33 protein-coding genes are annotated in these 25,435 nt (G+C 69.8%); 17 read left to right on the top strand and 16 right to left on the bottom strand.

Annotated elements, in window-relative coordinates; all coding sequences use genetic code 11:
• Nucleotide 1: 1 nt before the first annotated feature.
• The 5 genes from ACFPOE_RS07635 to ACFPOE_RS07615 form a co-directional block, all read right to left on the bottom strand.
• Complete coding sequence (locus tag ACFPOE_RS07635; protein WP_376849455.1) at nucleotides 2–2,245, bottom strand: xanthine dehydrogenase family protein molybdopterin-binding subunit; 2,244 nt, start codon at nucleotides 2,243–2,245, stop codon at nucleotides 2–4.
• Nucleotides 2,242–2,733, bottom strand: coding sequence for a (2Fe-2S)-binding protein (locus ACFPOE_RS07630; RefSeq protein WP_376849453.1), 492 nt, complete (start codon nucleotides 2,731–2,733; stop codon nucleotides 2,242–2,244). Before ACFPOE_RS07630 ends, ACFPOE_RS07635 begins: the two co-directional genes overlap by 4 nt.
• Complete coding sequence (locus ACFPOE_RS07625) at nucleotides 2,730–4,037, bottom strand: c-type cytochrome (RefSeq protein WP_376849452.1); 1,308 nt, start codon at nucleotides 4,035–4,037, stop codon at nucleotides 2,730–2,732. Before ACFPOE_RS07625 ends, ACFPOE_RS07630 begins: the two co-directional genes overlap by 4 nt.
• 72 nt (nucleotides 4,038–4,109) lie before the next feature.
• Complete coding sequence (locus ACFPOE_RS07620) at nucleotides 4,110–4,907, bottom strand: alpha/beta hydrolase (protein ID WP_376849450.1); 798 nt, start codon at nucleotides 4,905–4,907, stop codon at nucleotides 4,110–4,112.
• A gap of 91 nt (nucleotides 4,908–4,998) precedes the next feature.
• Nucleotides 4,999–5,346, bottom strand: coding sequence for a hypothetical protein (locus ACFPOE_RS07615; protein WP_376849449.1), 348 nt, complete (start codon nucleotides 5,344–5,346; stop codon nucleotides 4,999–5,001).
• Nucleotides 5,347–5,485: 139 nt separating this feature from the next.
• Between ACFPOE_RS07615 and ACFPOE_RS07610 the strand changes: the two genes are divergently transcribed.
• Entirely contained in the window at nucleotides 5,486–5,749 is a 264-nt protein-coding gene (locus ACFPOE_RS07610; protein WP_376849447.1) for a hypothetical protein, read from the top strand.
• Nucleotides 5,750–5,765: 16 nt separating this feature from the next.
• Here the strand turns inward: ACFPOE_RS07610 and ACFPOE_RS07605 are convergent, their stop codons facing one another.
• Nucleotides 5,766–6,311, bottom strand: coding sequence for an ABC transporter ATP-binding protein (locus ACFPOE_RS07605; protein WP_376849446.1), 546 nt, complete (start codon nucleotides 6,309–6,311; stop codon nucleotides 5,766–5,768).
• 258 nt (nucleotides 6,312–6,569) lie between these two features.
• On the opposite strand from ACFPOE_RS07605, the gene ACFPOE_RS07600 reads away from it, so the two are divergent.
• Complete coding sequence (locus ACFPOE_RS07600; protein WP_376850620.1) at nucleotides 6,570–7,868, top strand: MATE family efflux transporter; 1,299 nt, start codon at nucleotides 6,570–6,572, stop codon at nucleotides 7,866–7,868.
• 8 nt (nucleotides 7,869–7,876) lie between these two features.
• Here the strand turns inward: ACFPOE_RS07600 and ACFPOE_RS07595 are convergent, their stop codons facing one another.
• The 5 genes from ACFPOE_RS07595 to ACFPOE_RS07575 form a co-directional block, all read right to left on the bottom strand.
• Nucleotides 7,877–8,134, bottom strand: coding sequence for a hypothetical protein (locus ACFPOE_RS07595; RefSeq protein ID WP_376849445.1), 258 nt, complete (start codon nucleotides 8,132–8,134; stop codon nucleotides 7,877–7,879).
• Between the two features lie 177 nt (nucleotides 8,135–8,311).
• Nucleotides 8,312–8,734: a universal stress protein gene (locus ACFPOE_RS07590; protein ID WP_376849443.1), complete on the bottom strand. Its 423-nt coding sequence runs from the start codon at nucleotides 8,732–8,734 to the stop codon at nucleotides 8,312–8,314.
• 106 nt (nucleotides 8,735–8,840) lie between these two features.
• Nucleotides 8,841–9,434, bottom strand: coding sequence for an NAD(P)H-dependent oxidoreductase (locus ACFPOE_RS07585; protein ID WP_376849441.1), 594 nt, complete (start codon nucleotides 9,432–9,434; stop codon nucleotides 8,841–8,843).
• Nucleotides 9,431–9,883, bottom strand: coding sequence for a universal stress protein (locus ACFPOE_RS07580; protein WP_376849440.1), 453 nt, complete (start codon nucleotides 9,881–9,883; stop codon nucleotides 9,431–9,433). Before ACFPOE_RS07580 ends, ACFPOE_RS07585 begins: the two co-directional genes overlap by 4 nt.
• Nucleotides 9,884–10,019: 136 nt before the next feature.
• On the bottom strand, nucleotides 10,020–10,838 hold the full coding sequence (locus ACFPOE_RS07575; protein ID WP_376849439.1) for a metal-dependent hydrolase: 819 nt from the start codon (nucleotides 10,836–10,838) through the stop codon (nucleotides 10,020–10,022).
• Between the two features lie 104 nt (nucleotides 10,839–10,942).
• Here ACFPOE_RS07575 and ACFPOE_RS07570 point away from each other — a divergent pair, with 104 nt between their 5' ends.
• From ACFPOE_RS07570 to ACFPOE_RS07560, 3 genes are all read left to right on the top strand, one after another.
• A complete protein-coding gene (locus ACFPOE_RS07570) occupies nucleotides 10,943–11,530 on the top strand; it encodes a TetR/AcrR family transcriptional regulator (RefSeq protein ID WP_376849437.1) in 588 nt (195 codons plus the stop codon).
• Between the two features lie 130 nt (nucleotides 11,531–11,660).
• The gene (locus ACFPOE_RS07565; RefSeq protein WP_376849435.1) at nucleotides 11,661–12,164 is read left to right on the top strand and encodes a hemerythrin domain-containing protein; all 504 of its coding nucleotides are present in this window, start codon (nucleotides 11,661–11,663) and stop codon (nucleotides 12,162–12,164) included.
• Complete coding sequence (locus ACFPOE_RS07560; RefSeq protein ID WP_376849434.1) at nucleotides 12,161–13,321, top strand: glutathione-independent formaldehyde dehydrogenase; 1,161 nt, start codon at nucleotides 12,161–12,163, stop codon at nucleotides 13,319–13,321. The genes ACFPOE_RS07565 and ACFPOE_RS07560 overlap by 4 nt, the downstream gene beginning before the upstream one ends.
• A 58-nt stretch (nucleotides 13,322–13,379) precedes the next feature.
• Here ACFPOE_RS07560 and ACFPOE_RS07555 read toward each other — a convergent pair whose 3' ends face one another.
• Complete coding sequence (locus tag ACFPOE_RS07555) at nucleotides 13,380–15,602, bottom strand: sodium-translocating pyrophosphatase (protein WP_376849433.1); 2,223 nt, start codon at nucleotides 15,600–15,602, stop codon at nucleotides 13,380–13,382.
• A 228-nt stretch (nucleotides 15,603–15,830) separates the two neighbouring features.
• Here ACFPOE_RS07555 and ppa point away from each other — a divergent pair, with 228 nt between their 5' ends.
• The 3 genes from ppa to ACFPOE_RS07540 all read left to right on the top strand — a co-directional run bounded on the left by ppa (nucleotide 15,831) and on the right by ACFPOE_RS07540 (nucleotide 17,451).
• On the top strand, nucleotides 15,831–16,367 hold the full coding sequence (gene ppa, locus ACFPOE_RS07550; protein WP_376849431.1) for an inorganic diphosphatase: 537 nt from the start codon (nucleotides 15,831–15,833) through the stop codon (nucleotides 16,365–16,367).
• A 14-nt stretch (nucleotides 16,368–16,381) separates the two neighbouring features.
• The gene (locus tag ACFPOE_RS07545; protein WP_376849430.1) at nucleotides 16,382–17,104 is read left to right on the top strand and encodes a glutathione S-transferase; all 723 of its coding nucleotides are present in this window, start codon (nucleotides 16,382–16,384) and stop codon (nucleotides 17,102–17,104) included.
• Between the two features lie 92 nt (nucleotides 17,105–17,196).
• Nucleotides 17,197–17,451: a hypothetical protein gene (locus ACFPOE_RS07540; RefSeq protein WP_376849429.1), complete on the top strand. Its 255-nt coding sequence runs from the start codon at nucleotides 17,197–17,199 to the stop codon at nucleotides 17,449–17,451.
• Between the two features lie 18 nt (nucleotides 17,452–17,469).
• Here the strand turns inward: ACFPOE_RS07540 and ACFPOE_RS07535 are convergent, their stop codons facing one another.
• The gene (locus ACFPOE_RS07535; protein WP_376849428.1) at nucleotides 17,470–17,709 is read right to left on the bottom strand and encodes a DUF6139 family protein; all 240 of its coding nucleotides are present in this window, start codon (nucleotides 17,707–17,709) and stop codon (nucleotides 17,470–17,472) included.
• A 123-nt stretch (nucleotides 17,710–17,832) separates the two neighbouring features.
• Between ACFPOE_RS07535 and ACFPOE_RS07530 the strand changes: the two genes are divergently transcribed.
• The 4 genes from ACFPOE_RS07530 (at nucleotide 17,833) to xth (ending at nucleotide 20,150) form a co-directional block, all read left to right on the top strand.
• Complete coding sequence (locus ACFPOE_RS07530; protein WP_376849426.1) at nucleotides 17,833–18,054, top strand: hypothetical protein; 222 nt, start codon at nucleotides 17,833–17,835, stop codon at nucleotides 18,052–18,054.
• A gap of 204 nt (nucleotides 18,055–18,258) precedes the next feature.
• Nucleotides 18,259–18,660 (top strand): hypothetical protein, encoded by a 402-nt coding sequence (locus ACFPOE_RS07525; protein ID WP_376849425.1) that lies wholly within the window; start codon nucleotides 18,259–18,261, stop codon nucleotides 18,658–18,660.
• A 109-nt stretch (nucleotides 18,661–18,769) separates the two neighbouring features.
• Nucleotides 18,770–19,240, top strand: a complete 471-nt coding sequence (locus ACFPOE_RS07520; RefSeq protein WP_376849424.1) for a response regulator — start codon at nucleotides 18,770–18,772, stop codon at nucleotides 19,238–19,240.
• Between the two features lie 34 nt (nucleotides 19,241–19,274).
• Nucleotides 19,275–20,150: an exodeoxyribonuclease III gene (xth, locus tag ACFPOE_RS07515; RefSeq protein ID WP_376849423.1), complete on the top strand. Its 876-nt coding sequence runs from the start codon at nucleotides 19,275–19,277 to the stop codon at nucleotides 20,148–20,150.
• Nucleotides 20,151–20,154: 4 nt separating this feature from the next.
• Here xth and ACFPOE_RS07510 read toward each other — a convergent pair whose 3' ends face one another.
• The 3 genes from ACFPOE_RS07510 to ACFPOE_RS07500 form a co-directional block, all read right to left on the bottom strand.
• Complete coding sequence (locus ACFPOE_RS07510; protein WP_376849422.1) at nucleotides 20,155–20,712, bottom strand: DUF924 family protein; 558 nt, start codon at nucleotides 20,710–20,712, stop codon at nucleotides 20,155–20,157.
• 65 nt (nucleotides 20,713–20,777) lie between these two features.
• Nucleotides 20,778–21,131 carry a hypothetical protein gene (locus ACFPOE_RS07505; protein WP_376849421.1) on the bottom strand — a complete coding sequence of 118 codons (354 nt, stop codon included), beginning with the start codon at nucleotides 21,129–21,131 and terminating at the stop codon, nucleotides 20,778–20,780.
• A gap of 156 nt (nucleotides 21,132–21,287) precedes the next feature.
• Nucleotides 21,288–22,205 (bottom strand): crotonase/enoyl-CoA hydratase family protein, encoded by a 918-nt coding sequence (locus ACFPOE_RS07500; RefSeq protein WP_376849420.1) that lies wholly within the window; start codon nucleotides 22,203–22,205, stop codon nucleotides 21,288–21,290.
• A 106-nt stretch (nucleotides 22,206–22,311) separates the two neighbouring features.
• Between ACFPOE_RS07500 and ACFPOE_RS07495 the strand changes: the two genes are divergently transcribed.
• From ACFPOE_RS07495 to ACFPOE_RS07475, 5 genes are all read left to right on the top strand, one after another.
• A complete protein-coding gene (locus tag ACFPOE_RS07495; protein WP_376849418.1) occupies nucleotides 22,312–22,506 on the top strand; it encodes a hypothetical protein in 195 nt (64 codons plus the stop codon).
• Nucleotides 22,507–22,609: 103 nt separating this feature from the next.
• Nucleotides 22,610–23,068, top strand: a complete 459-nt coding sequence (locus ACFPOE_RS07490) for a CHRD domain-containing protein (RefSeq protein WP_376849417.1) — start codon at nucleotides 22,610–22,612, stop codon at nucleotides 23,066–23,068.
• A gap of 76 nt (nucleotides 23,069–23,144) precedes the next feature.
• Nucleotides 23,145–24,734 carry an FAD-dependent oxidoreductase gene (locus ACFPOE_RS07485; protein ID WP_376849415.1) on the top strand — a complete coding sequence of 530 codons (1,590 nt, stop codon included), beginning with the start codon at nucleotides 23,145–23,147 and terminating at the stop codon, nucleotides 24,732–24,734.
• Nucleotides 24,731–24,928: a hypothetical protein gene (locus ACFPOE_RS07480; RefSeq protein ID WP_376849414.1), complete on the top strand. Its 198-nt coding sequence runs from the start codon at nucleotides 24,731–24,733 to the stop codon at nucleotides 24,926–24,928. The genes ACFPOE_RS07485 and ACFPOE_RS07480 overlap by 4 nt, the downstream gene beginning before the upstream one ends.
• Nucleotides 24,915–25,358: a MarR family winged helix-turn-helix transcriptional regulator gene (locus tag ACFPOE_RS07475; RefSeq protein ID WP_376849412.1), complete on the top strand. Its 444-nt coding sequence runs from the start codon at nucleotides 24,915–24,917 to the stop codon at nucleotides 25,356–25,358. Before ACFPOE_RS07480 ends, ACFPOE_RS07475 begins: the two co-directional genes overlap by 14 nt.
• Nucleotides 25,359–25,435: the final 77 nt, after the last annotated feature.

The raw sequence follows: 25,435 nt of genomic DNA, 5'->3' as shown, positions 1-25,435 counted from the left end.
CTCAGGCGAGCAGCGCCGCCCGCACCCGTTCCCGCGACAAGGGCAGTTGCCGGATCCGCACGCCGGTGGCGTCGGCCAGCGCGTTGGCGATCAGCGCCGAGGTCGGCCCCTGCGCCGCCTCGCCGGTGCCCAGGAAGGGCAGGCCGGGACGGCCGACGATGTGCACCTCGATCGCCTGCGGCACCTGCGCAAAGCGCAGGATCGGATAGCCGCCCCAGTCGCGGCTGGTGACGCGGGTTCGATCGAACGTCACCTCCTCGCTCAGCGTCCAGCTGGACGACTGCACGATGCCGCCCTCGATCTGGTTGCGGATGCCGTCGGGATTGACCGCCTCGCCGCTGTCCACCGCGCAGACCACCCGCAGCAGCTTCACCTCGCCGGTGTCGCGCCGCACTTCCACCTCGCAGGCCATCGCCGCATAGGCGGCCAGGTTCTTGTAGCGCGCGAAGGCGAAGCCGCGGCCGTGGCCGGCGCGGCGCTGGTAGGCGTTCCAGCCGAAGCGATCGGCCGCCAGCCGGATCACTTCCTGCGCCCGCGGATCGTCCAGGTGCTTGAGCCGGAACGCCACCGGATCGGCGCCCGCCGCGCGCGCCAGTTCGTCCATGAAGCTCTCGATCGAGAACACGTTCATGTACGCGCCCAGGCCGCGCAGCGCCGACACCCGCAGCGGCATCTCGGGCAGGAAGTGGTGCGTCACCCTGGCGTTGGGCAGCGTGTAGAGCGGGATCGCGTTGCGGTCGCCGGCGCCTTCGGGCTGGGCGCCTGGCTTGGGCGGCGAGGGCGCGAAGGGCGTGGCGAGATGGCGCGCTGCCAGCAGGTCGCCGGCGGCGCCGGGCCGCGCATTGTGGGTGTTGCTCCACACGCCGTAGTCCCACTGCGCGATGCGGCCGGCGGCGTCCAGCGAAGCGGTGACGCCCGTGACCATCGGCGGGCCGAACGGCTCCCACGTGTGTTCGTCCTCGCGCATCCACTGCACCCGCACCGGCTTGCCTGGCAGGGCGCGCGCCAGCAGCGCGGCGTCCGCCGCCACGTCGTCGGCGGCGTTGTGGCCGTAGCAGCCGGAGCCCTCGGTGTGGATGCAGCGGATGCTTGCTTCCGGCTGCGCCAGCAGTTCGGCCAGCGCCCTGCGCAGCGGGAACACGCCCTGCGAATGGGTCCACACCGTGTACGCGCCGTCAGTGAACTGGGCGACCGCGCAGGAGGGGCCGATCGACGCGTGCAGCTGGTAGGGCCGCAGGTAGCCGGCCGAGTGCTGCTTGTCGCCGGCGGCGGCCTGCGAGCCGCGGTCGAGGATCACGATGTCCTGCGAGGCCAGGCCGCGGACGAAGGGATAGAGCCCGGCCTGCGCCGGCAGCGTCTCGCGCTCGTCCCACTGCGCCGCGGCCGCCAGTGCACGCAGGGCGACGATCGACTGGTATTCCTTCTGCGCGATGACGGCCACGAAGCTGCCGTCGCGCACCACCTTCAGCACGCCCGGCAGCTTCTCCACCGCGGCGGCGTCCAGGCTGCGGAGGGTGGCCGCCGGGCTCGGCGGCCGCAGCACCCGCGCATGCACCATGCCGGGCAGCCGCAGGTCCTGCACATAGGCGACGCCGCCTGCCACCTTGGCCGGGATGTCCAGCCGCGGCATCGGCTTGCCGACGATGGTGTGCTGCGCCGGGTCGCGCAGCACCGGCTGCGGTTGCGCCTGCACGTGCAGCAGCTCGCCGCTGACCAGCTCGCCGTAGGACACGCCGGCGCCGCCCGCGGCCTTCACCACACCGTCCTGCACCACCAGCTGGTCGGCCGGCACATTGAGCCGCTGCGCCGCCAGTCCCACCAGCAGCGCGCGCACCTGCGCCGCCGCATGGCGGATGGCGGTGCCGCTGTCCTGCATCGAATGGCTGCCGGCGGTGTAGCCCTCGTCCGCGGTCTGCGCGGTGTCCGCCATCACCATGCCGATTCGCTGCGGCTCCACCTGCAGTTCCTCCGCCGCCACCTGCAGCAGCGCGGTCTTGATGCCCTGGCCGAGTTCGGCCTTGCCGCTGAAGACCGTGACCTTGCCGCCGGCGTCGATGCGGATCCAGCCGTCCAGGAAGGGCTGCTTCTTCAGGCTGGCCGGCAGCGCGGGCAGCGCAGGCGCCGTGGCCGGCGCGTCGGCGGCCCAGCCGCTGGGGCGCCATGCGAAGGCCAGCACCAGCGCGCCGCCGCCGGCGAGCACGGAGCGCCGGCGGATGCCTGCGCCGATGGCGGTGGGCGCTTTCATCGCACGGCTCCACTGGCGTTCGCGCCGGCGGAGTGCAGCGTGTCGGCGGCGCGCCGCACGGCCCGCAGGATCCGCATGTGGGTGCCGCAGCGGCACAGGTTGATCGCCATGTGGCTGCGGATCTGCGCATCGGTGGGCGAGGGGATGTGCTCCAGCAGCGCCTGGGCCCGCATGATCATGCCGGCGATGCAATAGCCGCATTGCGCCGCCTGTTCGTCGATGAAGGCCTGCTGCAGCGGCCCGGGTTTGTCGGGCGTCCCCAGGCCCTCGACGGTGCGGACCGGTCGCGCGCCGACCATGGCCACCGGCGTCAGGCAGGACAGCGCGGCCTCGCCGCCGACCAGCACGGTGCAGGCGCCGCACTGCCCGAGGCCGCAGCCGAACTTGGCGCCGTTGAGCGCGAAGTCGTCGCGCAGCACATAGAGCAATGGCGTCGCCGGGTGGGCGTCGGTCTGGCGGGTCTGGCCGTTCAGGTTCAGGGAGATCATGGGCTGGGCTTTCTGCTGTCCTGCACCGCCTGCGCCAGGTCCAGCCACGGCGGCTGGGCGGCGGCCACCTGGCGCAACCAGGCGGCCAGGGCGGCGATCTGGTCGTCGCTCAGCTCGCCGTCGAAGGCGGGCATCCAGCGGCCTGGCTGGCCGGGCGGCGGCTGGATGCCGTCGCGCACGATGTGGACCAGGTTGCGGGGGTCGGGCAGATAGAGTGCGATCGCCAGCGGCATGCGCAGTCCGCTGGCCGAGGAGAGCTGGCGCCCGAGGTCATGGCAGCTGGCGCAGCTGCTGGCAAAGACGCCGGCGCCCAGCGCCAGCTGCGCGTCGCCGGCCGGCGTGGGCAAGGCCACCGACGGCTGCGATGCGCGTTGGCGGCTGGCGCTCTCGCGCGCCTGCTGCTGCGGCGTCGGCGCGCCCATCAGCGATTGCACGTAGACCGCGATGGCGTGCACGTCTTCAACGGGCGCGTGCGACAGGCTGTGCACCACGTCCTGCATCGGCCCGGCGGTGATCGCATGGTCCGCGACGAGCCCGGTCTGCAGGTAGGCGGCCAGCGCCTCGGCGCTCCAGGGCACGGGCGACGGCGAATGGACGTTCAGGGCGGTCGCGTGCCAGCCCTCGGCCTCGCCGCCGTCAAAGGCGGCGTCGCGCCGTTCCGCGCCCAGCTGGTTGCGCGGCGAATGGCAGGCTGCACAGTGGGCCAGCGCGTCGACAAGGTAAGCCCCGCGGTTCCAGTCGGCGCTCTGGCTGGCCTGCGGCGGCCGCGGTCCCTTGTCGAGGTACAGCAGGTTCCAGCCGGCGATCAGCGGCCGGAACTGCAGCGGGAACACCAGCTTGTTGGCCGGCGGCACGAAGCGTACCGGGTCGCGCGTCATCACGAAGGTATAGAGCGCCGCGATGTCCTGGTCTTGCAGCCGGGTGAAGTGGTCATACGGAAAGGCCGGATAGAGCAGATGGCCGTCGCGCGAGACGCCCTCGCGCAGCGCGCGCCGGAATGCGTCCTCGCTCCAGCCGCCGATGCCGGTTTCCGGGTCGGGCGTGATGTTGCTGCCGTAGATGGTGCCGAAGGGCGTCTTCAGCGCCGTGCCGCCGGCAAACGGTGGTCCCTCGGGCGCGGTGTGGCAGCTGGCGCAGTTGCCGATGGCGGCCAGCTGCTCGCCCTGGCGCAGCAGGCCCGGCTCGAAGGCGCTGCGCGGCGCCGGCGCGGACTGCGCGATCGACGGCCGCCAGGCCAGCGCGGCGAGCGCGGCCAGTGCGACCAGCAGCAACGCCAGCAGTCCCTTGATGGAGCGATGTTTCACCGTCGCAAGCATAGGAGGCCGGCGGGCGGCCGTGGTGCGTTCCGCAGCGGGTCGATGCAACAAATGGTGTGTTTACAGGCCCTTGTCCTTGAGCCACGCCAGCACGGCGGAGGCGACGTCGCGCCAGCCGCTGTCCAGGATCAGGGAATGGCCGCGGCCCTCGAACTGCTTGAGTTCGGTCACGGCCAGCGAGTCCCGGTACAGCTTGAAGGTGGCCTGCGTCGTCACGTCCGGCACCGTGTGGTCGGCGGTGCCCGAGACCAGCAGCAGCGGGCCGCGGTTGGCATTGGCGGTGTTCACCTTGGACGCCGCGTGCGGGTTGAAGTTGGCCAGCGCCACTTCGAACAGCGGGCGCGCCGGCGACGGGATGGTCCACTGCTGGTAGAGCGCATCCGATTCGGCCGGCGTCAGCGTGTTGCCGAAGCCGTAGCGGAATTCGTCCTGCGTCAGCGACACCGACCGGTGCAGGTTGAGCGGGTTGCGCAGCGCCGGCAGCGCCGAGCGGATCTGCGCCAGCGGCAGCGGCAGCACGCCCTTGATCTGCGCCGGGTCGATCGCGACCGCGCCGGCACCGAAGCCTTCTCCCAGCAGCTTCTCGGCCAGCAGCCCGCCGAAGGAGTGGCCGACCAGGACGGGCGCGCCGGGCAGCGCGTCGACGATCGCGCGGAAGTGCGCCATCAGGTCGTCGATGCTCTTGTCGGCGACCCGCCCCGGGAACTCGCGGGCGTCGGCGACGGTGGCTGGCTCGCCCGGCCAGCCCGGCGCCACCGGCTCGTAGCCGGCCTCGCGGAACAACTCCATCCACTGGCCCCAGGTGCTGGCGTGCAGCCAGAGTCCGTGGATGAACACCACCGGTGTGCGTCCTGCCATGGCCGGCTCCCGTGAAGTTGAAGTGACCCAGGCATGCTAGTGCGCCGGCGCGCGGGTTCAAGCGCAGCCGCCGGACGGTCTTGCTGCGCGGCTACTTCATGACTTCGAAGGCGCCGTGCACCGGCATCCAGGTCTTGTCGTTGGACGCGATGCCGGTGATCGAGCCGTTCTGCGAGTTGAGCACCACCGTCAGCGTGAAGCCGGAGCTGGCGAGATACGACACCAGCCGGATGCCGGAGGCGATCTCCTCGTCGGCGAACCTGGGTCGATCCGCCCTGGGATCGGGCGCCTTGCCGCCCGCCTTGGCGGCGTCATGCCACTGGACCGTGCCGTCCGGGTGGAACACGTGCTCGTGGACCGTGCCCTTGGTCGGGCCGTCCTTCCATGCGAACCGGACGGTCTTGCCTGCCACGCCCGAGGCGAGATTGGTGCTGCTCATGGCCTGCTCCTGGAAGCCTGGTGGGAGCAGGATTTTGCTCCGGCGCCGGCGCCAATAGGTCACAGGACCATTGCTCAGCATTCACCGGATTGCCAGGGGCCGGGTGCCTAGACTGATCGTGCATCGCAAAGGAGTTGGCATGAAGAAGGCGTTTGGGCATCTGGCCGCCGCGCTCATGTTCGGCGCGGTCTGGCCCTTCGTGGTCGGCGGCCCGCAAGGCCTGCCGACGCTGCTGCGGGGCGCCGGCCAGGCGCTGGCGCCCGGCCGCGACCTGGCGACGATCGTGCTGCTGCTGGTGATGGCGGTGGCGCAGTGCCTGGCCGTGGTCGGCCTCAGGGCGCTGCTGCGGCCGCTCGGGCGGGCGCTGGTGAAGGCCATCTCGCCGCTGCTGCCGTTGCCCTAGCCGGCGCGGGCCGCGGTCAGAACGACGAAGCGAGGCCGTGCTTGCCGTCGAGTGCGACCACGAACTGCAGCATCAGCGCCGACGTCCCCAGCAGCGACAGCTCCGCCGAGATGCCAGGCGTGACGCGGTAGCCGATGGCAGGCACGATCGCCGGCGCGATGCCGTGCCAGTTGACCGGCACCTTGTCCTGGTAGGGCGGCTTGTAGCCGTAGATCAGGCCGGCCGACCAGTTCCAGTAGACCCGCTGCAGCCCGAACGGCTCGTCGTAGCGGCGTCCCGCGTACAGGTAGGCGGAGGGCTGGCCGAACGAATTCCTGAAATACGCCCCGCCCCACAGCCAGCCGCTGTCGCGCACGCTGGTCAGCCCCAGCAGGCTCACGTGCGAATGCGGCTGGCGCGAGAAGTGGTAGGTGTAGGGGCTGGCCTGGAGCTCCAGCGTCGTGTGGCCGGGCGCGAACAACGAGGTCCAGCCCTCTTCGTCGGCGTGGGCGGATGACGGCGGCAGCAGGCCGACCAGCAGGGCGGCGGCGCCCACAAGCAACGGGCGTCGCGGTGAATTCATTGCTTTACTTCGTGCTTGGTTGGATCGATGGGAGGAAGGGAGCGGGGCAGCGGGGATGGGATGGCGTCTGCATTTCACCCGGCCATTTTATGGGTGCATCGGGTGCCGCCGGGCCCGCATCTGGCAGGCGCTGGCCATCGGGTACGCTTCGCACCCATGTCAAATCAACCCTCCGTCGCCGCGCACGCCCGCGGCAAGCAGCCGGCCACCCTCGACAACCGCCCGCTGTGGCGGGTGTTCCTGGTGTTCCTCGGCCCGATGGTCCTGTCCAACATCCTGCAGTCTTTGTCCGGGACCATCAACAACGTGTTCGTCGGCCAGATGCTGGGAACCAAGGCGCTGGCCGCGGTCTCGGGCATGTTCCCGATCGTGTTCTTCTTCATCTCGCTGGTGATCGGCGTCGGCGCCGGCGCCTCGGTGCTGATCGGGCAGGCGTGGGGCGCGCGCGAGCCGCACAAGGTCAAGGTGATCGCCGGCACCGCGATCTCGCTGGGCCTGGGCGTCGGCCTGCTGGTGGCGGTGTTCGGCGGCATGTTCACCGAGGCCATGCTGCGCGCGCTCGGCACGCCGCCCGACGTGCTGCCGATCGCGATCGGCTATGCGCGCACCATGATGCTGGCCATGCCCGGCCTGCTGGTGTTCATCCTGGTGACGCAGCTGATGCGGGGCGTGGGCGACACGCTCACGCCGCTTTACGCGCTGCTGATCTCCACCGCGATGTCGTGCGTGCTGACGCCGGCCTTCATCCGGGGCTGGGGCGGGCTGCCGCAACTTGGCGTGACCAGCGCGGCCGCCGCCTCCATCATCTCGTTCATCACGGCGCTGCTGTTCCTGGCGTGGATCATGCGGCGCCGCCGCCATCCGCTGGCACCGGACCGCGAACTGCTGCGCGCGCTCTGGCTGGATCCGGCGGTGCTCAAGCTGGTGGTGAAGATCGGGCTGCCGACCGGCGTCCAGATGATCGTGGTCTCGCTGGCCGAGATCGTGCTGCTGGCGCTGGTGAACCGCTTCGGCTCGGACGCGACCGCCGCCTATGGCGCCGTCAATCAGGTGGTCAACTACGTGCAGTTCCCGGCGCTGTCGATCGCCATCACGGCCTCGATCCTGGGCGCGCAGTCGATCGGCGCCGGTCGCAGCGACCGGCTGGGCGCGATCGCCTGGACCGGCCTGAAGCTGAACGTGGTGATCACCGGCGCGCTGGTGCTGGTGGGCTACCTGTTTTCGCGCCACCTGATCAGCGCCTTCGTCACCAGCGAACCGGTGGTGGAGGTGGCGCAGACGCTGCTGCACATCATGCTCTGGAGCTGCGTCATCTTCGGCTTCCAGGCGGTGCTGGGCGGGGTGATGCGCGCCAGCGGCGCGGTGATGGTGCCCACGGCCATCGCGATCTTCTGCATCGCGGCGATCGAGGTGCCGTCCGCCTGGCTGCTCAGCGGCCGCTACGGGCTGGACGGCGTCTGGATGGCCTATCCGATCACCTTCGTCTCGATGCTGGTGCTGCAGTCCGCGTATTACCGCTTCGTCTGGAGCAAGAAGAAGATCAAGCGGCTGGTCTGACGGAGGGCTCAGCCCCAGGTCGAGTCGCCGCTGCTGGAGCGGGGCGTCTTGATCGACAGCAACGCATATTGCGCGGCCAGCAGCAGGCGTTCGGATTCGTTCTTGAGCGAGAGCAGGTCGCGTTGCAGTTGCGCCAGCGGCGCATCGCGGGTGGCGTCGTGCGCCTGCAGGGCCGCTTCGAGCTGCTTGATGCGGTCCTGGACGGCCTTCCACTCGGCGAAGCTCTCCTGCACGCGTTTCATCGTCTCGACCCGCTGATTCTCCATGGCGCGCTCCTGTCGGTGCGCTTTCACGGTGGGGGAGATCAGGCCTGGGCCTGAGCGTCAGTTAGTTGCACGAGAGAAGCTGACCGCCCATGCGGACATTGGGCGGCACCACCGGTGGCGCGGGCGTCATCGGACGCCGCTTGCGGCGGTAGGAAGAGGCGCTGCGGCGGCGCGCCCTTATTTGACCAGCAGCACCGGCAGGTCGCTGTCCACGACCACCCGCTGGGCGACGCTGCCCAGCAGCGCACGCGCCAGCACGCCGTGGCCGTGGGTGCCCATCACGATCATGCCGGCCTTCTCGGTGTGCGCCGCCTTGATGATCTCCTCGGCCGCGGGGCCGACGACCCACGAGGAGCGGAAGCGCAGCGGGTGCCGCGCCATGAAGGTCTTGATCGGCTCCAGCACCTTGCCGGCTTCTTCCTTGTGGTAGTCGTGCACCGCGTCGGCGCCGGCCAGCGCGATCACGCGCGGCGGCATCGGCGGCTGGACGTTCAGCACCACCACCTCGCCGTCGGCGCCGATCAGTTCGCCGTTGGTGACCAGGAAGGCCAGCGCCTTCTTGGTGTATTCGCTGCCGTCGGCGGCAAACAGGACTTTCATGCGGTTCTCCTTGAAGATGGACCAGCTTATGCCGCTGGCCATGGCGGCCACTTGAGGCAGGTCAACCGCCGCGCTCGGGCCGCGTCCGGCACGGCGATGGCAAGCCTCAGCCTGCGCTGCGGCCGAGCCGCCGCAACTTGGCCAGCCAGCTGTCGGCGTCGCCGGGGCGCAAGTTGCCGACCATGCCGATCAGCGTTTCGTTCACCGGCGCGATGCCGACGAAGCCCAGCACGTTGCGTTCCAGCGACTTCACGCTGTGGGCGCGGAAGTACCAGCGGTAGACCAGCGCCGGCATGCCCATGGTGACCACCACGCGGGCCGAGCGCCCGGTCAGCCCCTTGTGCGCGAAGGGGGCGCCGCCTTGCTGGCGCCCGAACGCGAAGCCCGGACGCGCCACCTGTTCCAGGAAGCCCTTGAGCAGCGCCGGCATGGCGCCCATCCAGAGCGGGAAGAACAGCACCAGGTGGTCGGCCCAGCGGATGTCGTCCTGCGCCTGCTGCAGGCCCTCGGGCAGCGGACCGGCCTCCCACTCCTGCTGGCTGCGCAGCAAGGGGAAGGCCAGTTGCGCGACCGGCACCCGGCGCACCTCGTGGCCGCCTTCCTGCGCGCCGGCGGCGTAGGCGTCGGCCAGCGCATGGCCCAGGTGGCGGGCGGCCGGGTCGGGATGGCCCTGGATCAGCAGGACGTGCCTGGCAGTCAACCCCCGGCTTCCGCGGCGTCGCCGCGGATCACCAGCACCGGCACCGGCGCGATGCGGATCACCTGTTCGGCGCCGCTGCCCATCAGCACGCGGCCGAGGCCGCGGCGGCCGTGGGTGCCGACCACCACCAGGTCCGCTTCCCAGGCCTGGGCGGCGTCGGCTACCGTCTGGCCGAGCCGCTGGCCGGGCTGGTCGACCAGCTGCTGGTCGGCCGGCACCCCGGCCGCCTTGGCGACGTCCAGCGCATCGGCGAGCACCTTGTTGGCCGTTTCGCGCGCGACCTTGATCACCTCGCCGCTGTACTCGAAGCCGCTCAGGTAGGCGAGCTCGTCCAGCGAGTGCAGCACGCGCACGCGGCCGCCGCTGTCGCGCGCCAGTTGCAGGGCGGCCGTCAAGGCCTTGTTGGAGGTGGCACTGCCGTCCACCGGAACGAGAATGCGCTTGTACATGGATGGCTCCTGAAGTTGGGGAAGGTGCGATCGAGTTTGCCGCGCACCGGCGCCCCCGCTTTGATGCATGTCAAGCGGAGTCGCCGGGGCGGATCAGCCTCTTCCCGGGGCAGGAGACCGGGCCGCAATGGCGGATTCAGGCGCCCACGGGCGTGTAGCGGTCGCTGTAATCGGCCAGCCAGCGCCGCGAGGGCTCGCTGTCGTGCTGGCTCGGATGGAAATCGCGGCGCTTGTAGTCGCGCCAGGGCTGATAGGTCTGGCGGATCAGGCCGCGCTTGCCGAACAGGTAGCTGGCCGCGCTGGTCCAGGTGCTCCACTTCCACAGCGTGCCGTCGTGCCGCAGGTTGTTCACCGTCTGGCGCAGCGTGTCCACCAGGAAGATGGTGGTGATGCGGCGGAACCACTTGATGCGCCATTCGTGGCTGCCACCGACCGCCTGGTACAGGTCGAAGGCAGTGGACTTGTGTTCCGATTCCTCGGCGCTGTGCCACAGCCACAGGGTGGACAGGCGCTGGTCGCTGCTGGCGAGCAGGTCGGCGTTGCGCAGCATCCAGTCGGCCAGGATGGCGGTGAAGTGTTCGTTGGCGGCAGTGATCCCGAGCAGGTGGCGCGCATCCTGGCCTTCCATCAGCTTGAGCCGCTGGCGCGCACGCGGCTCCCAGTCGTTGACCAGGCCCTGCCGTTCGAGCTGGGCGTTGAACAGCGCGTGCAGGCGGCGGTGCGTGGCTTCCTGGCCGACGAAGCCCTGCACCTCCGCCCGGAACCGCTCCTGCAGCTCGGGCGGCAGCAGGCGGAAACCGGCCCGCACCGAGTCGATGAAGAACTGTTCGCCGACCGGAAAGCTCATGGACAGCGCGTTGAACAACGCGCTGCGGAAGGCGTCGCCGCCGCACCAGTGGCGCTCGAACGGTTGCTCCAGGTCGATCAACAGGCGGCGGACGACGAGTTCGGACATGGGTGTTTTCGCTGGAAAGGGGAGCTTGGTACGAAGGCGTACCGCGAATGAGAATGATGGGGCTGGCCTGTGGTACTGTCAAGTACCAACCCGCCTTCCCGCCCATGTCCACGGCCGACCGTCCCGAACCCGCGCACCGCAGCCGCCTGCTGGAAGGCATCGCCTGCGCGGTGGCGGCCAAGGGGTATGCCGACACCACGATCGCCGACATCGTGCGCGAGGCCGGCGTGTCGCGCCGTACCTTCTACGAATACTTCGCCACCAAGGCCGAGTGCTTCATCGCCCTGTACGAAGCGGCCAACCGCAACACGCTGGCGGTGCTGCGCCAGGCGCTCGATCCGGCGCACCAGTGGCAGACGCAGCTGGATCGCGCGCTCGTCGCCTACCTGGGCAGCATGGCCCAGAACCCCGCGCTGCTGCGCAGCCTGTCGATCGGCATCCTGGGCCTGGGCGACGAGGGCATCGCCGCCCGCCGGCGGGTGAACCAGGCGCTGTGCCGCTTCATGCTGCAGGTCGTCAACGCGGGCACCGGGCACCCGCGCAAGACGCCGTTGACGCAGGAGATGGCGCTGGCGGTGATCGGCGGCATCAACGAACTGGTGCTGCAGGCCATCGAACAGGGCAGGGCCGGGCAGCTGGAGCAACTGGCCGGGCCGGCAGGCGAACTGGTGCGGGCGGTCACCAGGGCCTGAGGCTCGTGGCTCGGCTTCACGCGGTCCTACGGCGCGCTGCAGGACAGTCCCACAGGATCGTCGGCGACCGGCGCCTAGATTGGCTGCTCGCGTCCGAATCCGGATGCGACCCCAAACCCAGGAGCGATCAATGACCCAGGCCGTAGCCTATGAAGACGCGGTGGACCTGCTGGATGCAGACCACAAAGGCGTCAAGGCGCTGTTCATCAAGTTCAATGCACTGTGCGACGACGACGCACCAGCCGAAGAAAAACAACCAGTGGCCGACAAGATCTGCAAGGAGCTGACCGTCCATGCGCAGATCGAAGAGGAAATCTTCTATCCCGCCGTCCGTGCAGCGGTCGGCGACGACGCCCTGATGGACGAAGCGCTGCAGGAGCACGCCGACGCAAAGGCCGCCATCGCCGACATCCAGGGCATGAGCGCCGGCGACAAGGGCTTCGACGACAAGGTCAAGGCTCTCGGCAAGGCGATCGACGAGCACGTGCTGGAAGAGCGCGAGCAGATCTTCCTGCAGGCGCGGCTGTCGGCGCTGGACCTGCGCGGCATGGCCGTGGCCCTGTTCGAGCGCAAGAAGCAGCTGCAGGGCGCCAGGCCCGCCGCCGCGGCCAAAAAGAAGAAGGTGGCTGCATGAGAGCCCTCGTCTACAACGGCCCCCGCGACGTGCAGGTGGTCGACATGCCGGACGCGCAGATCGAGCGCGCCACCGACGTGCTGGTGAAAATCACCAGCACCAACATCTGCGGCTCGGACCTGCACATGTACGAAGGCCGCACCGACATGGAGCCCGGCCGCATCCTGGGCCACGAGAACCTCGGCGAGGTGATCGAGGTCGGCGCGGCAGTGGACCGCGTGAAGGTCGGCGACCGCGTGTGCCTGCCGTTCAACATCGGCTGCGGCTTCTGCGCCAACTGCGAGAAGGGCCTGAGCGGCTTCTGCCTGACCTGCAACCCGGGCATGGCCGGCGCGGCCTACGGCTTCGCCGGCATGGGCCCCTACAGCGGCGGCCAGGCCGAATACCTGCGGGTGCCCTATGGCGACTTCAACTGCCTGGTGCTGCCGCGCGACTCGCAGGAAAAGGAAAGCGACTACGTGATGCTGTCGGACATCTTTCCGACCGGCTACCACGCGACCGAGCTGGCCGGCGTGCAGCCGGGCGACAACGTCGTCATCTACGGCGCCGGACCGGTCGGCCTGATGGCCGCATGCTCCGCCACGCTGCGCGGAGCCGCGATGGTGATGGTGGTGGACACGCACAAGGACCGGCTGACGCTGGCCGAGAAGCTGGGCGCCATCGCGATCGACGACACCGAGGGCAACGGCGTCGAGCAGGTGATGGAGCTGACCGGCGGGCAGGGGGCGGACCGCGGCTGCGAATGCGTCGGCTACCAGTGCTGCAACATGCACCACGAGGAAGTCCCCAACCTGACGATGAACAACCTGGTCGCCACGGTGAAGGCCACCGGCCGGATCGGCGTGGTCGGCGTGTTCGTGCCCGAAGACCCGAACTCCCCCGATAAGCTGCAGCGGCGCGGCCAGCTGGCCTTCGACTTCGGCGCGTTCTGGAACAAGGGCCAGAGCATGGGCACCGGCCAGGCCAACGTGAAGGCCTACAACCGGTTCCTGAGCCGCCTGATCGAGAAGGACAAGGTCAAGCCTTCGTGGATCGTCTCCCACGAACTGCCGCTGGAACAGGCGCCGGAGGCCTACCAGAACTTCGACCAGCGCAAGAACGGCTGGACCAAGGTGGTGCTCAAGCCGGGCATGGACAAGCCCAAGCGCTCGAAGTAGCCAGCCAGCAAAAGAAAAAGCCCGCCGGAGCGGGCTTTTTTTCCGGTTGCAGCCGGCCTTACTTGGCCGGGGTCGATGCCGGTGTTCCCGTCGGCACGGCCGCCGCGCCGGCGGGCAGTTGCTGGTTGGGCGCCGGCAGGTTCGGGGCCGTGGGCGTCGTCGCCGGGGCGCTCACCGCTGCCGCCAGCGGCGCCGCATGGTTGTCCACCACCTCGCCGCCATGGAACCTCACCACCAGCGGCACGATCAGCAACGCCACGATGTTGATGATCTTGATCAGCGGATTGACGGCCGGGCCGGCCGTGTCCTTGTAAGGATCGCCCACGGTGTCGCCGGTCACGGCGGCCTTGTGCGCCTCCGAGCCCTTGCCGCCGTGGTTGCCGTCCTCGATGTACTTCTTGGCGTTGTCCCAGGCGCCGCCGCCGGTGCACATGGAGATGGCGACGAACAGGCCGGTCACGATGGTTCCCATCAGCAGGCCGCCGAGCGCCTTCGGTCCCAGGATCAGGCCGACCAGGATCGGCACCACCACCGGCAGCAGCGACGGGATGATCATTTCCTTGATCGCCGCCGTGGTCAGCATGTCGACGGCGCGGCCGTACTCGGGTTTGGCCGTGCCTTCCATGATGCCGGCGATGTCGCGGAACTGCCGCCGCACTTCGACGACCACCGCCCCGGCGGCGCGGCCGACGGCCTCCATCGCCATCGCGCCGAACAGGTAGGGAATCATGCCGCCGATGAACAGGCCGACGATCACCATCGGGTCGCTCAGGTTGAAGCTGATCGCCTGGCCCAGCCCCTCGAGCTTGTGGGTGTAATCGGCAAACAGCACCAGCGCGGCCAGGCCGGCCGAGCCGATCGCGTAGCCCTTGGTCACCGCCTTGGTCGTGTTGCCCACGGCGTCCAGCGGGTCGGTGATGTCGCGCACGCTGGACGGCAGGTCCGCCATCTCGGCGATGCCGCCGGCGTTGTCGGTGATCGGGCCGTAGGCGTCCAGCGCCACCACGATGCCGGCCATGCTCAGCATGGAGGTGGCGGCGATGGCGATGCCGTACAGGCCGGCCAGTTCGTACGACGCGATGATCGCGACGCAGACGCACAGCACCGGCCAGGCGGTGGAACGCATCGACACGCCCAGGCCGGCGATGATGTTGGTGCCGTGGCCGGTGGTGGAGGCCTGCGCGATGTGGCGGACCGGGGCGTACTGCGTGCCCGTGTAGTACTCGGTGATCCAGACCAGCGCGCCGGTCAGCACCAGGCCGACGGCGCAGGCGCCGAACAGGCGCATCTGGGTGCCGCTGGCCGTCACCGCGTTGTCGGGCATCAGCCAGGTGGTGACGAAGTAGAACGCGATCAGCGACAGGATGCCCGCCACCGCGAGGCCGCGGTACAGCGCCGGCATCACGTTGGTCATGCCGGGCCTGGCCTTGACGAAGAAGCAGCCGATGATCGACGCGATGATCGACACCGCGCCCAGCGCCAGCGGGTACATCACGGCGGCGGTCGGCGCCGAGCCGATCAGCAGCGCGCCCAGCACCATGGTGGCGATCAGCGTCACCGCATAGGTCTCGAACAGGTCGGCCGCCATGCCGGCGCAGTCGCCGACGTTGTCGCCCACGTTGTCGGCGATCACCGCCGGATTGCGCGGGTCGTCCTCGGGGATGCCGGCTTCCACCTTGCCCACCAGGTCGGCGCCGACGTCGGCGCCCTTGGTGAAGATGCCGCCGCCCAGCCGAGCGAAGATCGAGATCAGCGAGGAGCCGAAGGCGAAGCCGATCAGCGGGTTGAGCAGCGCCGCCAGGCTCTTGTCCGGCGTCAGCACGCCGTTGCCGGCCAGGAACCAGTAGAAGCCGGTCACGCCCAGCAGGCCCAGGCCCACCACCAGCATGCCGGTGATGGCGCCGCCGCGGAAGGCGACGTCCAGCGCCGGGCCGATGCCGCGGGTGGCCGCCTGCGCGGTGCGCACGTTGGCGCGCACCGAGACGTTCATGCCGATGAAGCCGCAGGCGCCGGACAGCACCGCCCCGATGACGAAGCCGATCGCGGTCTGGCCGTCCAGGAAGATGGCGATCAGGATCGCCAGCACGACGCCGACGATGGCGATGGTCTTGTATTGGCGGGCCAGGTAGGCTGCCGCGCCGGTCTGGATCGCCGCGGCGATCTCCTGCATGCGGGCGTTGCCGGGGTCCTGCGCCAGGATCCAGCCGCGCGCCCAGAAGCCATAAGCCACGGCTGCGAAGCCGCAGACGAGCGCCAGTATCAGCGCCGAGTTGCCTGTCATTGAGGTTTCTCCTTCCGTTGTTTTCGCTTGGAGGGGGCAACGCTGCGGAGCCCCCGCTGCGTTGCTTCCTCGTTGCTCCCAGCGGGCGGAGACGATTGGCCAACCGGCGCAATATAAGCGCAAAGGCGTGACAGATTCGCGGCAAGGCGGCGAAAGCGAGTCCGCCGAAAGTAAAATCAGGGTTAGTCCTAGGTCTCCCCCGTTCCACCTTCCCTATCCCAAAGAATTATGTCCCTCGACAAAGTCTCCTCCGGCAAGCACGTCCCCGAGTCCTTCAACGTGATCATCGAGATCCCGATGAACGCCGACCCGGTCAAATACGAAGTGGACAAGGAGTCGGGCGCGATCTTCGTGGACCGCTTCATGAGCACGTCCATGCACTACCCGACCAACTACGGCTACGTGCCCAAGACCATCAGCGGCGACGGCGACCCGGTCGACGTGCTGGTGATCACGCCGGTGCCGCTGATCCCGGGTGTGGTGGTGACTTGCCGCCCGATCGGCATCCTGAAGATGGAAGACGAAGCCGGCATGGACGGCAAGGTGCTGGCCGTGCCGACCGACAAGATCCTGTCGATCTACACCCAGTGGCAGAAGCCCGAGGACCTGAACCCGATGCGGCTGAAGACCATCGCCCATTTCTTCGAGCACTACAAGGACCTGGAAGAGGGCAAGTGGGTCAAGATCCTGGGCTGGGAAGGGCCCGAGTCGGCGCGCCAGGAGATCATGGACGGCATCGCCAACTACAACAAGCAGCACGGCTGAGAGCGCAGTTCGCGATGTCGTACCAGCTGCACTACTGGCCGGGCATCCAGGGCCGCGGCGAGTTCGTCCGGCTGGCGCTGGAGGCGGCGGGCGCGCCCTATGTCGACGTGGCGCGCGGCGACATGGAGGCGATGCTGCGCTACCTGGACGACGACTCGGTGCAGCGGCCGCCGTTCGCGCCGCCCTTCCTGGTCGACGGCAAGAAGGTGATCGGCCAGACAGCCGCGATCCTGCTGTACCTGGGCCCGCGGCTGGGCCTGGTCGGCAAGAGCGAGGCCGACCAGCTGTGGACCCACCAGATCCAGCTCACCGTCGCCGACCTGGTGACCGAGGTGCACGACACCCATCACCCGATCGCCAGCTCGCTCTATTACGAAGACCAGCAGCCCGAGGCCAAGCGGCGCGCGCAGGACCTGCTGAAGAACCGGGTGCCCAAGTTCCTGGCCTGGTTCGAGGCGATCCTGGAGCGCAGTCCGCGCAACGCCGGCAAGGAGGTCCCGCACCTCGTCGGCGCCAGGCTCTCCTATGTGGACCTGTCGCTGTTCCAGCTGGTGGAGGGGCTCTCGTACGCCTTCCCCAAGGCGGCGGCGCGCGCGCTCAGGAAGGCGCCGCGGGTGCTGGCCTTGCACCAGGGCGTGCCGCGCAACCGGCGGCTGGCGGCCTACCTGGCCAGCGAGCGGCGCCTTCTGTTCAACGAGCAGGGCATCTTCCGGCGCTATCCGGAACTCGATCGCTGAGCGCGCGGGCGCGGCGTTTTCAGCCAATGGCCTACACGGCGCGGGCGCCGGCTCAGGCACGATGGCGGCAAATTCAATCCGGGAGTCCCGCGATGCGCATGCTTTTCCTGATCCTGGCCCTGGCCGGCGGCGCGGCCGTGGCGCAGATCCCGCCTGCCGTGCCCGAGCCGACGCCGCCGATGGTGCCGACGATCCGGCCACCCGTTGGCGCCGCATCGCGCGCCGCCCGCAACGAGGACTTCGCCCGCGAGCGCGCCCTGCGCGCCGCCGAGAAGGCCGAGGACCGCGCCGATGCGCAGGCCAGGCAGAAGGAAACGGCCCGCAAGCTGCGGCGCATGGAGCGCTGACGCGCTCCGGAAGGCTGCTTATTCGGGCAGCTGGTGCAGCACGCCGGTGATGGCGTAGCCCTTTTCGCTGATCTGGCGCTGCGGGTCGTCGATGCCCAGCTCTTCCCAGGCCGACTCGGACTCGTCGAAGTCGACGCCGCGCTGCTCGCTGACCCAGTCGACATTGGTGGCCTCCTCCGGGATCACGCGGCCTTCGGGCACGACCAGGTAAGAGAGCTTGTGTTCGGGTTCGGGCCGGCGATAGATGTCCACGCGCATGGGAAGTCCTTTGTTGGGTTGAAGGGCAGTTATCGCCTGCCGTCCGGATGGCCGGTGTAGGACGGCACCTGCTTTGGCCCGGATTCGCTCCCGGGGCAGGCCGCCCTGGTGCATGCTGGCGCCATGGCAACCAATCGCAAAGACACCAATCCCGGCCACGCCCCCGGCGGCCAGGCCCCGACAAGCTCCGTTCCCGCCATCAGCGACATCGGCGAGAACAGCGCCAGCGGCATCATCGAGGCGCCGCAGCAACCCAAGCGCGACAAGCTGGACCCGCACGACTTCGCCGACGGTGGCGGTGGCGGCGGCGGCGAGGCGTTCAGCCGCAAGAAGACCAAGCGCTAGCAGGCTGCGCGCCGCGACTGTCGGGCCGTGCAGTCTGCCGCCGTCGCCGGCGGAGGTCCAAGCATCACAAGGCCTGCACATGCCCTCCGACACGCTGCCGGGTGGACCGTCCTACGCGCGGCCCGCAGTCGCCCGGCGACCATTGTTTCCAGACGGAGCCGGCGCGGGGCCGGTTCCGGGAAGCACCGTTGGGAGAACAAGCAGATGGCTTTCGCAGATGCAGGCGGATACGAGCTCGAGGCGCTGGCCGCCGAGCCGCAGGAGGCAGCGTTGCGCCAGTATTCGGCGCAGGTGGAGGACCTGTACTGGGCCCGCAACTACTGGAAGGAACCGTACTTCCGCGCCGACTACGACTACGAGGATTACGCACCGGCGTTCTGCGTGGGCTACAGCGGCTGCGCCCAATACGGCGGCCGCTTCGAAGACGCCGAGAAGTCGCTGTGCGCCAATTTCGTGCGGATCAAGGGCGACTCGCGGCTGACCTGGGAGGAGGCGATCGAGCCGATCCGCTCGGCCTGGACCCGGGTGGAGGCACGCTCCGCGGTGGCGGCGGAAAACGAACTGGGCCGCCTGCTTGATCGCGCCAAGGATCGCTGCATCGCCTGACCGCGACAAGCATGAACTGACGGTGCCGTCCTACAGCGCGCCGACGGTCCCTGCGACACATTGCTGGGAAGCAGGCGACCGGGTGCGCCTGGCGATCGAGGACGAATCAATGTTTCGAGGTTTCGTGGTGGAGGACAACGCGCCGGTGCGGGCCGCGCTCGTCGAAGGCCTGGCCGAACTGGCCGGGGTCACGACGGTCGGCTATGCCGGTGACGAGCGCACCGCCGTGTCGTGGCTGACCGATTCGGCCAACGACTGGGACCTGGCGATCGTCGACCTGCACCTGGGCACCGGCGGCTCCGGCTACGGCGTGCTGCAGGCGCTGACGCGGCGCCAGCCGCATCAGCGGGTGGTGGTCTGGACGGCGAGCGCGGATCCGCTGCAGAAGAGCCGGTGCCTGGTGCTCGGCGTCGACCGGGTGTTCGACCGCGCCACCGAAAACAACCAGCTGATGGATTACTGCATGGAGCAGTCGGAGGCGCAGGCCCGCGCGGCCAGCGCATCGGGCCGCTTCCCCGCGGAACAGCCCCGCAGGGCAGCGCAGCGGGGATCGTTCGCCGCCTCGCTGTTCGGGGGTTGAAGCCCCTCGCCACGGGCGAGCGCGCGGGCCGCCCATGAAGATCGCCACCTACAACGTCAACGGCATCAAGTCGCGCCTGCCCCGGCTGCTGGAGTGGCTGGAGCGCGAGCGGCCCGACGTGGTCTGCCTGCAGGAACTCAAGGCCCTGGACACGGGCTTTCCGCAGGCCGAACTGCAGCAGGCCGGCTACCACGCCCTGTGGAAGGGGCAGCGCTCCTGGAACGGCGTGGCGATCCTGGCCCGGGGCGCGCCGCCGGTGGAGATCCGCCGGGAACTGCCCGGCGATCCCGCGGACGACCACAGCCGCTATCTCGAGGCGGCGGTGGACGGCATCGTGGTCGCCTGCCTGTACCTGCCCAACGGCAATCCGCAGCCCGGCCCCAAGTTCGACTACAAGCTGGCGTGGTTCGACCGCCTGATCGAACACGCGGCCGGCCTGTACCAGTCCGGGCATCCGGTCGTGATGGCGGGCGACTACAACGTGGTGCCGACCGACTTCGACATCTACAACCCCAAGTCCTGGCGCAAGGACGCGCTGCTGCAGCCGGAAAGCCGCGAACGCTACCAGCGCTTGCTGCAGCAGGGGTGGATCGACTCGATCCGCCGCCTGCATCCGGACGCGCAGGTCTACACCTTCTGGGACTATTTCCGCCAGCACTGGCAGCGCAATTCGGGACTGCGGATCGACCACCTGCTGCTGAACGCGCAACTGGCACCGGCGTTGCAGGCGGCGGGCGTCGATGCCTGGGTGCGTGGCCAGGAAGGCGCCAGCGACCACGCCCCGACCTGGGTGGAGCTGGACCTGGCGAAAACCGGCAAGGCCGCAGCGAAGAAAGCGTCCGCGCCCAAGGCCGCAGCGAAGAAGCCGGCCGTGCGCAAGGCTGCGGCCGCCAAGACGCCACGCGCCTGACGGGCTAGCCGGCGAATCCGCCCTGGTCGAGAAAGGCCTGCTCGGCCGGCGTGGTGCTGCGGCCCAGGATCGCGTTGCGGTGCGGAAAGCGGCCGAAGCGCTCGACGATGTCGCGGTGCATGAGCGCGTAGCGGTGCGGATCTGCCCCCAGCGGCTCGGTCAGCAGCACGGATTGCTGCTGGTCCTCCAGTGCTTCGGAATGCATCAGCGGCAGGTAGAAGAAGTTGCGCAGGTCGGCCTCGACCTGCTGGTCCTGGCCGGCCGCGATCGCCTGCCGGGCGATCCGCAATGCGCGGGCGTCGCTGGCGAACATCCGCTCGGTGCCGCGGAACGCGTTGCGCGGAAACTGGTCCAGCAGGATCAGCAGCGCCAGGGCACCGTCGGCCCGGCCGGCCCAGCCGTCCAGGTCGCCACGCGCAGCCGCCTCGTGGCCGTTGATGAAGCGCTCGCGAAATTCGGCATCGAACGCGGGATCCTTCTTGAACCACTTGGCAGGACCCGCCTGCCGCCAGAAGGCGAGGACTTGGTTGGGCTCGGGATGAGCCGGCTGGGCGTCGATCATCTTGCGATCTTCCAACAAAAAAGCGGGCCCGCGTTCGCGGCCCGCCTTGTTGCTGCGCGAGGCGCTCAGCGCTTGTCGTTCTGCTTGCCCTTGCCGGCGCCCTGGTCCTGCTGGCCTGCGCGGCTCTGGCTGGCCGACTGGCTGGTGCCGCGGGTGCTGTCGTCGTCCTGGTCCTGGTCCTGGCCGCTGGCCTGGCCGCGGCCCTGGCCCTGCTGCTGCTGGGAATCGCGCTCCTGCCGGCCTTCCATGCCCGAGGCCGATTCCTCGTTGCGCTGGCCGCGGTCGCTGCCCTGCTGGGCCTGGGCCGAGGACGCCTGGTCCTGCTGGTCGCGGCGCTGGCCGCTGCCCTGGGTGCTGCTGTCACCCGACTGGCTGCCGGACTGCTTGCCCTGATTGCCCTGGTTGTTCTGCTGCGCCATCTGTCTCTCCTAGCTAAGAGTGGATGCGGCCGGCGGTATTGCTGGCCACGGAACCAATCTAGGCATCCGGCCGGCCGGGGACTGTCGGACAGAAAGCGGCGCCGGCCGTAGGACCGTGCCTGAGCCGTTTACAGCTTGATGCGGCACCGTCGCGCTTCAAGGCTTCGGCTTTTCCGCCTGGGCACGCGCCTCCATCTCGCGCACCAGCGCCCGGGCTTCGTCGCCCTCGGGAATCGGCTTGCCGCTGTCGCGCCACTGCACTGCGGCCTTGAATCCCTCGGCCTGCGCATAGCGGCGGAACCACATGCCCTCCGGGTTGTGGCGGGTGATGCCGTCGAACACCGTCGCCAGCTGCTGGCTCTGCTCCAGGCCCATCGCCAGCATCACCTGGTTGACCACCATCTTGTGCATGGCCAGGTGGCTGCGCGGCACGCCGGCGATGCGCGCCGCCAGCTTCAGCGTCGCGGCCTCCAGTTCGGCGGCCGGGACGCACTCGTTGGCCAGCCCCCACTGGGCGGCGGTGCGGCCGTCGATGGTGTCGCCGGTGAACATCAGCTGCTTGGCGCGCGCCGGGCCGAGGCGGTAGGTCCACATCGCCGTGGTGGGGCAGCCCCACACGCGGGTGGGCATGTAGCCGATGCGCGCGTCGTCGGCCATCAGCAGCAGGTCGCAGCACAGCGCGATGTCGCTGCCGCCGGCGGCGGCATGGCCGTGGACCTTGGCGATGGTCGGCTTGGGGCTGCGCCACAGGCTCATGAAGTCCTCGGTGTTGCGCTTCATGAAGGCGTAGTCCTGCATCGGATCCCAGGGCTGGCGCTCCTGCTGGCAGGGGTGGTCGATCTCACCCTGGCCGAACTGGGTCAGGTCGTAGCCGCCGCAAAAGCCCTTGCCCGCCCCCTCCACCACGATCACGTGGATCTCCTCGTTCGCATTGGCCCACTCGACGGCGGCGCGGAGCTCCCCGGGCGTCTGGTCGTTGATGGCATTGAGCTTCTCCGGCCGGTCCAACAGCAGCCGGGCGATGCGCGGATGGCCGGGATCGGGCTCGATCCGCAGGGTGGTGAAGGTCGGCATGTTGTCTCCAATGTCCAGTGGCGCGGCCAGTTTATCGGGGCCGGTCCTACAGCCGCCGGCCGCGCCAGCGCCTAAAGTGGGGTGAACAAGACGGACAGGACCAGACATGAGCAATACCAGCATCGGCCGCGGCCCGGCGTCGGGCGGCAACGAAAACCACGACGGCGACCCCACCCACACCACGCTGGGCGAGGCGGTCCAGCAGGAGCCGCCGGCCGGCAGCACGGTGCCGGAGCTCAATCCTGCTGCGCCTTCCGGCGCCGAAGGGAGCCCGCGCGACGACAAGACCGCGCCGAGCTGAAGGGTTCGCCGCGGCGGGCGGGTTGTCGGGCGCGTCCTACAGACACGCCGCGGGCGCCGTACTCACAATGGCTGCCGATCCAGGGCCCAACAGGAGAACGACCATGCTGAACCGCCACACCTTCCTGCGCACCGCGCTTGCCGCCGGCCTCGTCACGCTGACGCTGGCCGGCTGCGGCCAGATGCGCCCCTCGCAGAAGATCCAGATCTTCGAGACCACCATGAGCGGATCGCAGGAAGTGCCGCCCAACACCTCCAGCGGCAGCGGCATGGCCGAAGTGCAGTTCAACGAGAACGCCAACCGGCTCACCTGGAAGATCACCTACACCGGCCTGACCGGCCCGGCCAGCGCCGGCCACATCCACGGTCCGGCGCCGATGGGGCAGAACGCCGGCGTCGTCGTGCCGTTCCCGGGCGACCTCAACGCCCAGCCGGTGACCGGCGAGGCGACCCTGACGCCGGCGCAGTACGCCGACCTGGCGGCCGGCCTGTACTACGTCAACCTGCATTCGGCGCGCTTCCCGGGCGGCGAGATCCGCGGCCAGCTGCGCCGGCGCATGTAACGTTCCCCGTGGGCGCTCCGATGGTTGCGCCCGCAACCAGTTTGCGATATCGTTGCGTCCGCAACCAGATATCGCCATGCCTGCCGACACCGCCTTTCCCGACCGCGTCCCCGTCCTGATCGCCGGCGGGGGGCCGGTCGGCCTCACGCTGGCCGCGCTGCTGGCGCGCCAGGGCATCGCCAGCCTGGTGGTGGAGGCGGACGAAGGCTATTGCAGCGGCAGCCGCGCCATCTGCATGTCGCGCCGCTCGCAGGAAATCCTCGGCTGGGCCGGCGCCGCCGATGCGCTGGTGGCCAAGGGCCTGCCCTGGACCGGCGGGCGCAGCTACTGGCGCGACACCGAGGTGCTGCACTTCCAGATGCCGTCGGAGCCGACCCAGCGCTTCGCGCCGATGCTCAACATCCAGCAGTTCTACGTCGAGGAGTTCGTCCACCAGGCGATGCAGGGCCAGCCGGCGCTGGCCGACGTGCGCTGGTCCAGCCGGGTGGAGGCGGTGCGCGAGGAGGGCGACGGCGTGGTCGCGCAGGTCCGCACGGCGCAGGGCGTGCAGGAGGTGCGCTGCGACTACCTGGTGGCCTGCGACGGCGGCCGCAGCACCGTGCGCGAGCAGCTCGGGCTGCAGCTGGAAGGCACGCAGTACGAGGGCCGCTACGTCATCGTCGACATCGTGCAGAAGACCAGGCGGCCGGTCGAGCGGCTGGCCTGGTTCGACCCGCCGTCCAACCCCGGCTCCACGCTGCTGATGCACCGGCAGCCGGACGACGTCTGGCGGATCGACTACCAGGTGCGCGACGACGAGGACCCGGCCGAGGCGATCAAGCCGGAAAACGTGCTGCCGCGGGTGCAGAGCCACCTGGCCATGATCGGCGAGCACGAGCCGTGGGAAGCGCTGTGGATCTCGATCTACAACGCCAAGTGCCTGACGCTGGCCGGCTACCGCCACGGCCGCGTGCTGTTCGCCGGCGACGCCGCCCACCTGGTGCCGATCTTCGGCGTGCGGGGGCTCAACTCCGGCCTGGACGACGCCGGCAACCTGGCGTGGAAGCTGGCCGCCGTGCTGCGCGGCGAGGCGCAGCAGGGGCTGCTCGATTCCTATTCGGTGGAGCGGGTGCAGGCGGCGCGCGAGAACATCGCCTACGGCGCCAAGAGCACCGAGTTCATGGCGCCGCCCGACTTCGCCTTCCGGCTGCTGCGCGAAGCGACGCTGCGGCTGGCGGTGGCCGACGAGAAGGTGCGTCCGCTGATCAACCCGCGGCAGTCGGCGCCGGTTTCATACCAGTCGTCGCCGCTGAACGTACCGCAGGCGGGCGACTGGACGAGCGGGCTGGCCGCGCCCGGCCAGCCTGCGCCCGAGGCCTTGCTGGAGGGCGCGCGCGGTCCCTTCCACCTGAGCCAGGCCTTCGGCAAGGACTTCGTCTGCCTGGTGTTCTGCGACGCCGCGCTGCCCGAGGCGGTGGCCGAACTGTCGCAGGCCGGCATCGGCGTGCTGGACATCCCGGCCGAAGCCGACGTGCACGGGCAGGCGCGCCAGCGCTACGGCCTGGATGGCGCCGCCGCGCAGGCGCTGGTGCTGGTGCGGCCCGACGGCTACGTGATGGGCCGCTGGCGCGGCATCGATCCGGCCCCGGTGCTGGCCGCGCTGGAACAGAAGGGAATCACGCCATGACCGATGCCGACCTGGACCGCAGCTACAGCGCGCTGGCGGCGGCGCTGGCCGACGCGGGCGAGGGGGCAGCGCCGCTGTTGCTGTCGATGCTCTGCCTGTCGCTGATGGCGCGCGCCGGCAGCGCCGACGAGGTGCTGCCGCTGATCGCACGGGCGCGGGCGCAGCTGGCCGGGGACGCCGATGGCAGCCGCTGAACCGCCGGCCCTGGACCGCTTCCTGAGCTACCGGTTGCACCAGGTCGGCAAGCTCACCGACCGCGTCAGCAGCGACGCCTATGCGAGCGAGTTCGGCCTGCCGGTCGGCGAGGCGCGCTGCCTGGCAGCCATCGGGCATTTCGATGCGCTGTCGGTGGTGGAGCTGGCGGCGCGGGCCAACCTGCACAAGGGGCCGGCCAGCCGCGCCGCCCAGGCGCTGGTCGAGCGGGGGCTGGTCAGCAAGCAGGCCAATGCAGCCGACGGCCGCGGCGTGCTGCTGGCGCTGACACCGGCCGGGCGCCGGCTGTGGCGGCGCGTGATGGAGCTGATCGCCCGCCGCAACGAAGAGATCTTCGGCTGCCTCAGCAGCAGCGAGCGCAGGCAGCTCGGCGCCATGCTGGACCGGTTGATCGAACACGCCGGCGCCTGAGCCCAGGCCCGCGCGGGCCCCGCGCTTGACGCGGATCAAGCGGCCCGGCCGGACCGCTTGCTAGATTGGCGCAGGAG

This window comes from Caenimonas terrae (assembly GCF_042655405.1).
GTDB classification, from domain to species: domain Bacteria; phylum Pseudomonadota; class Gammaproteobacteria; order Burkholderiales; family Burkholderiaceae_C; genus Ramlibacter; species Ramlibacter terrae_A.
Note: the sequence above shows the minus strand (reverse complement) of the source record. Positions and strands in the feature narration are given on the sequence as shown.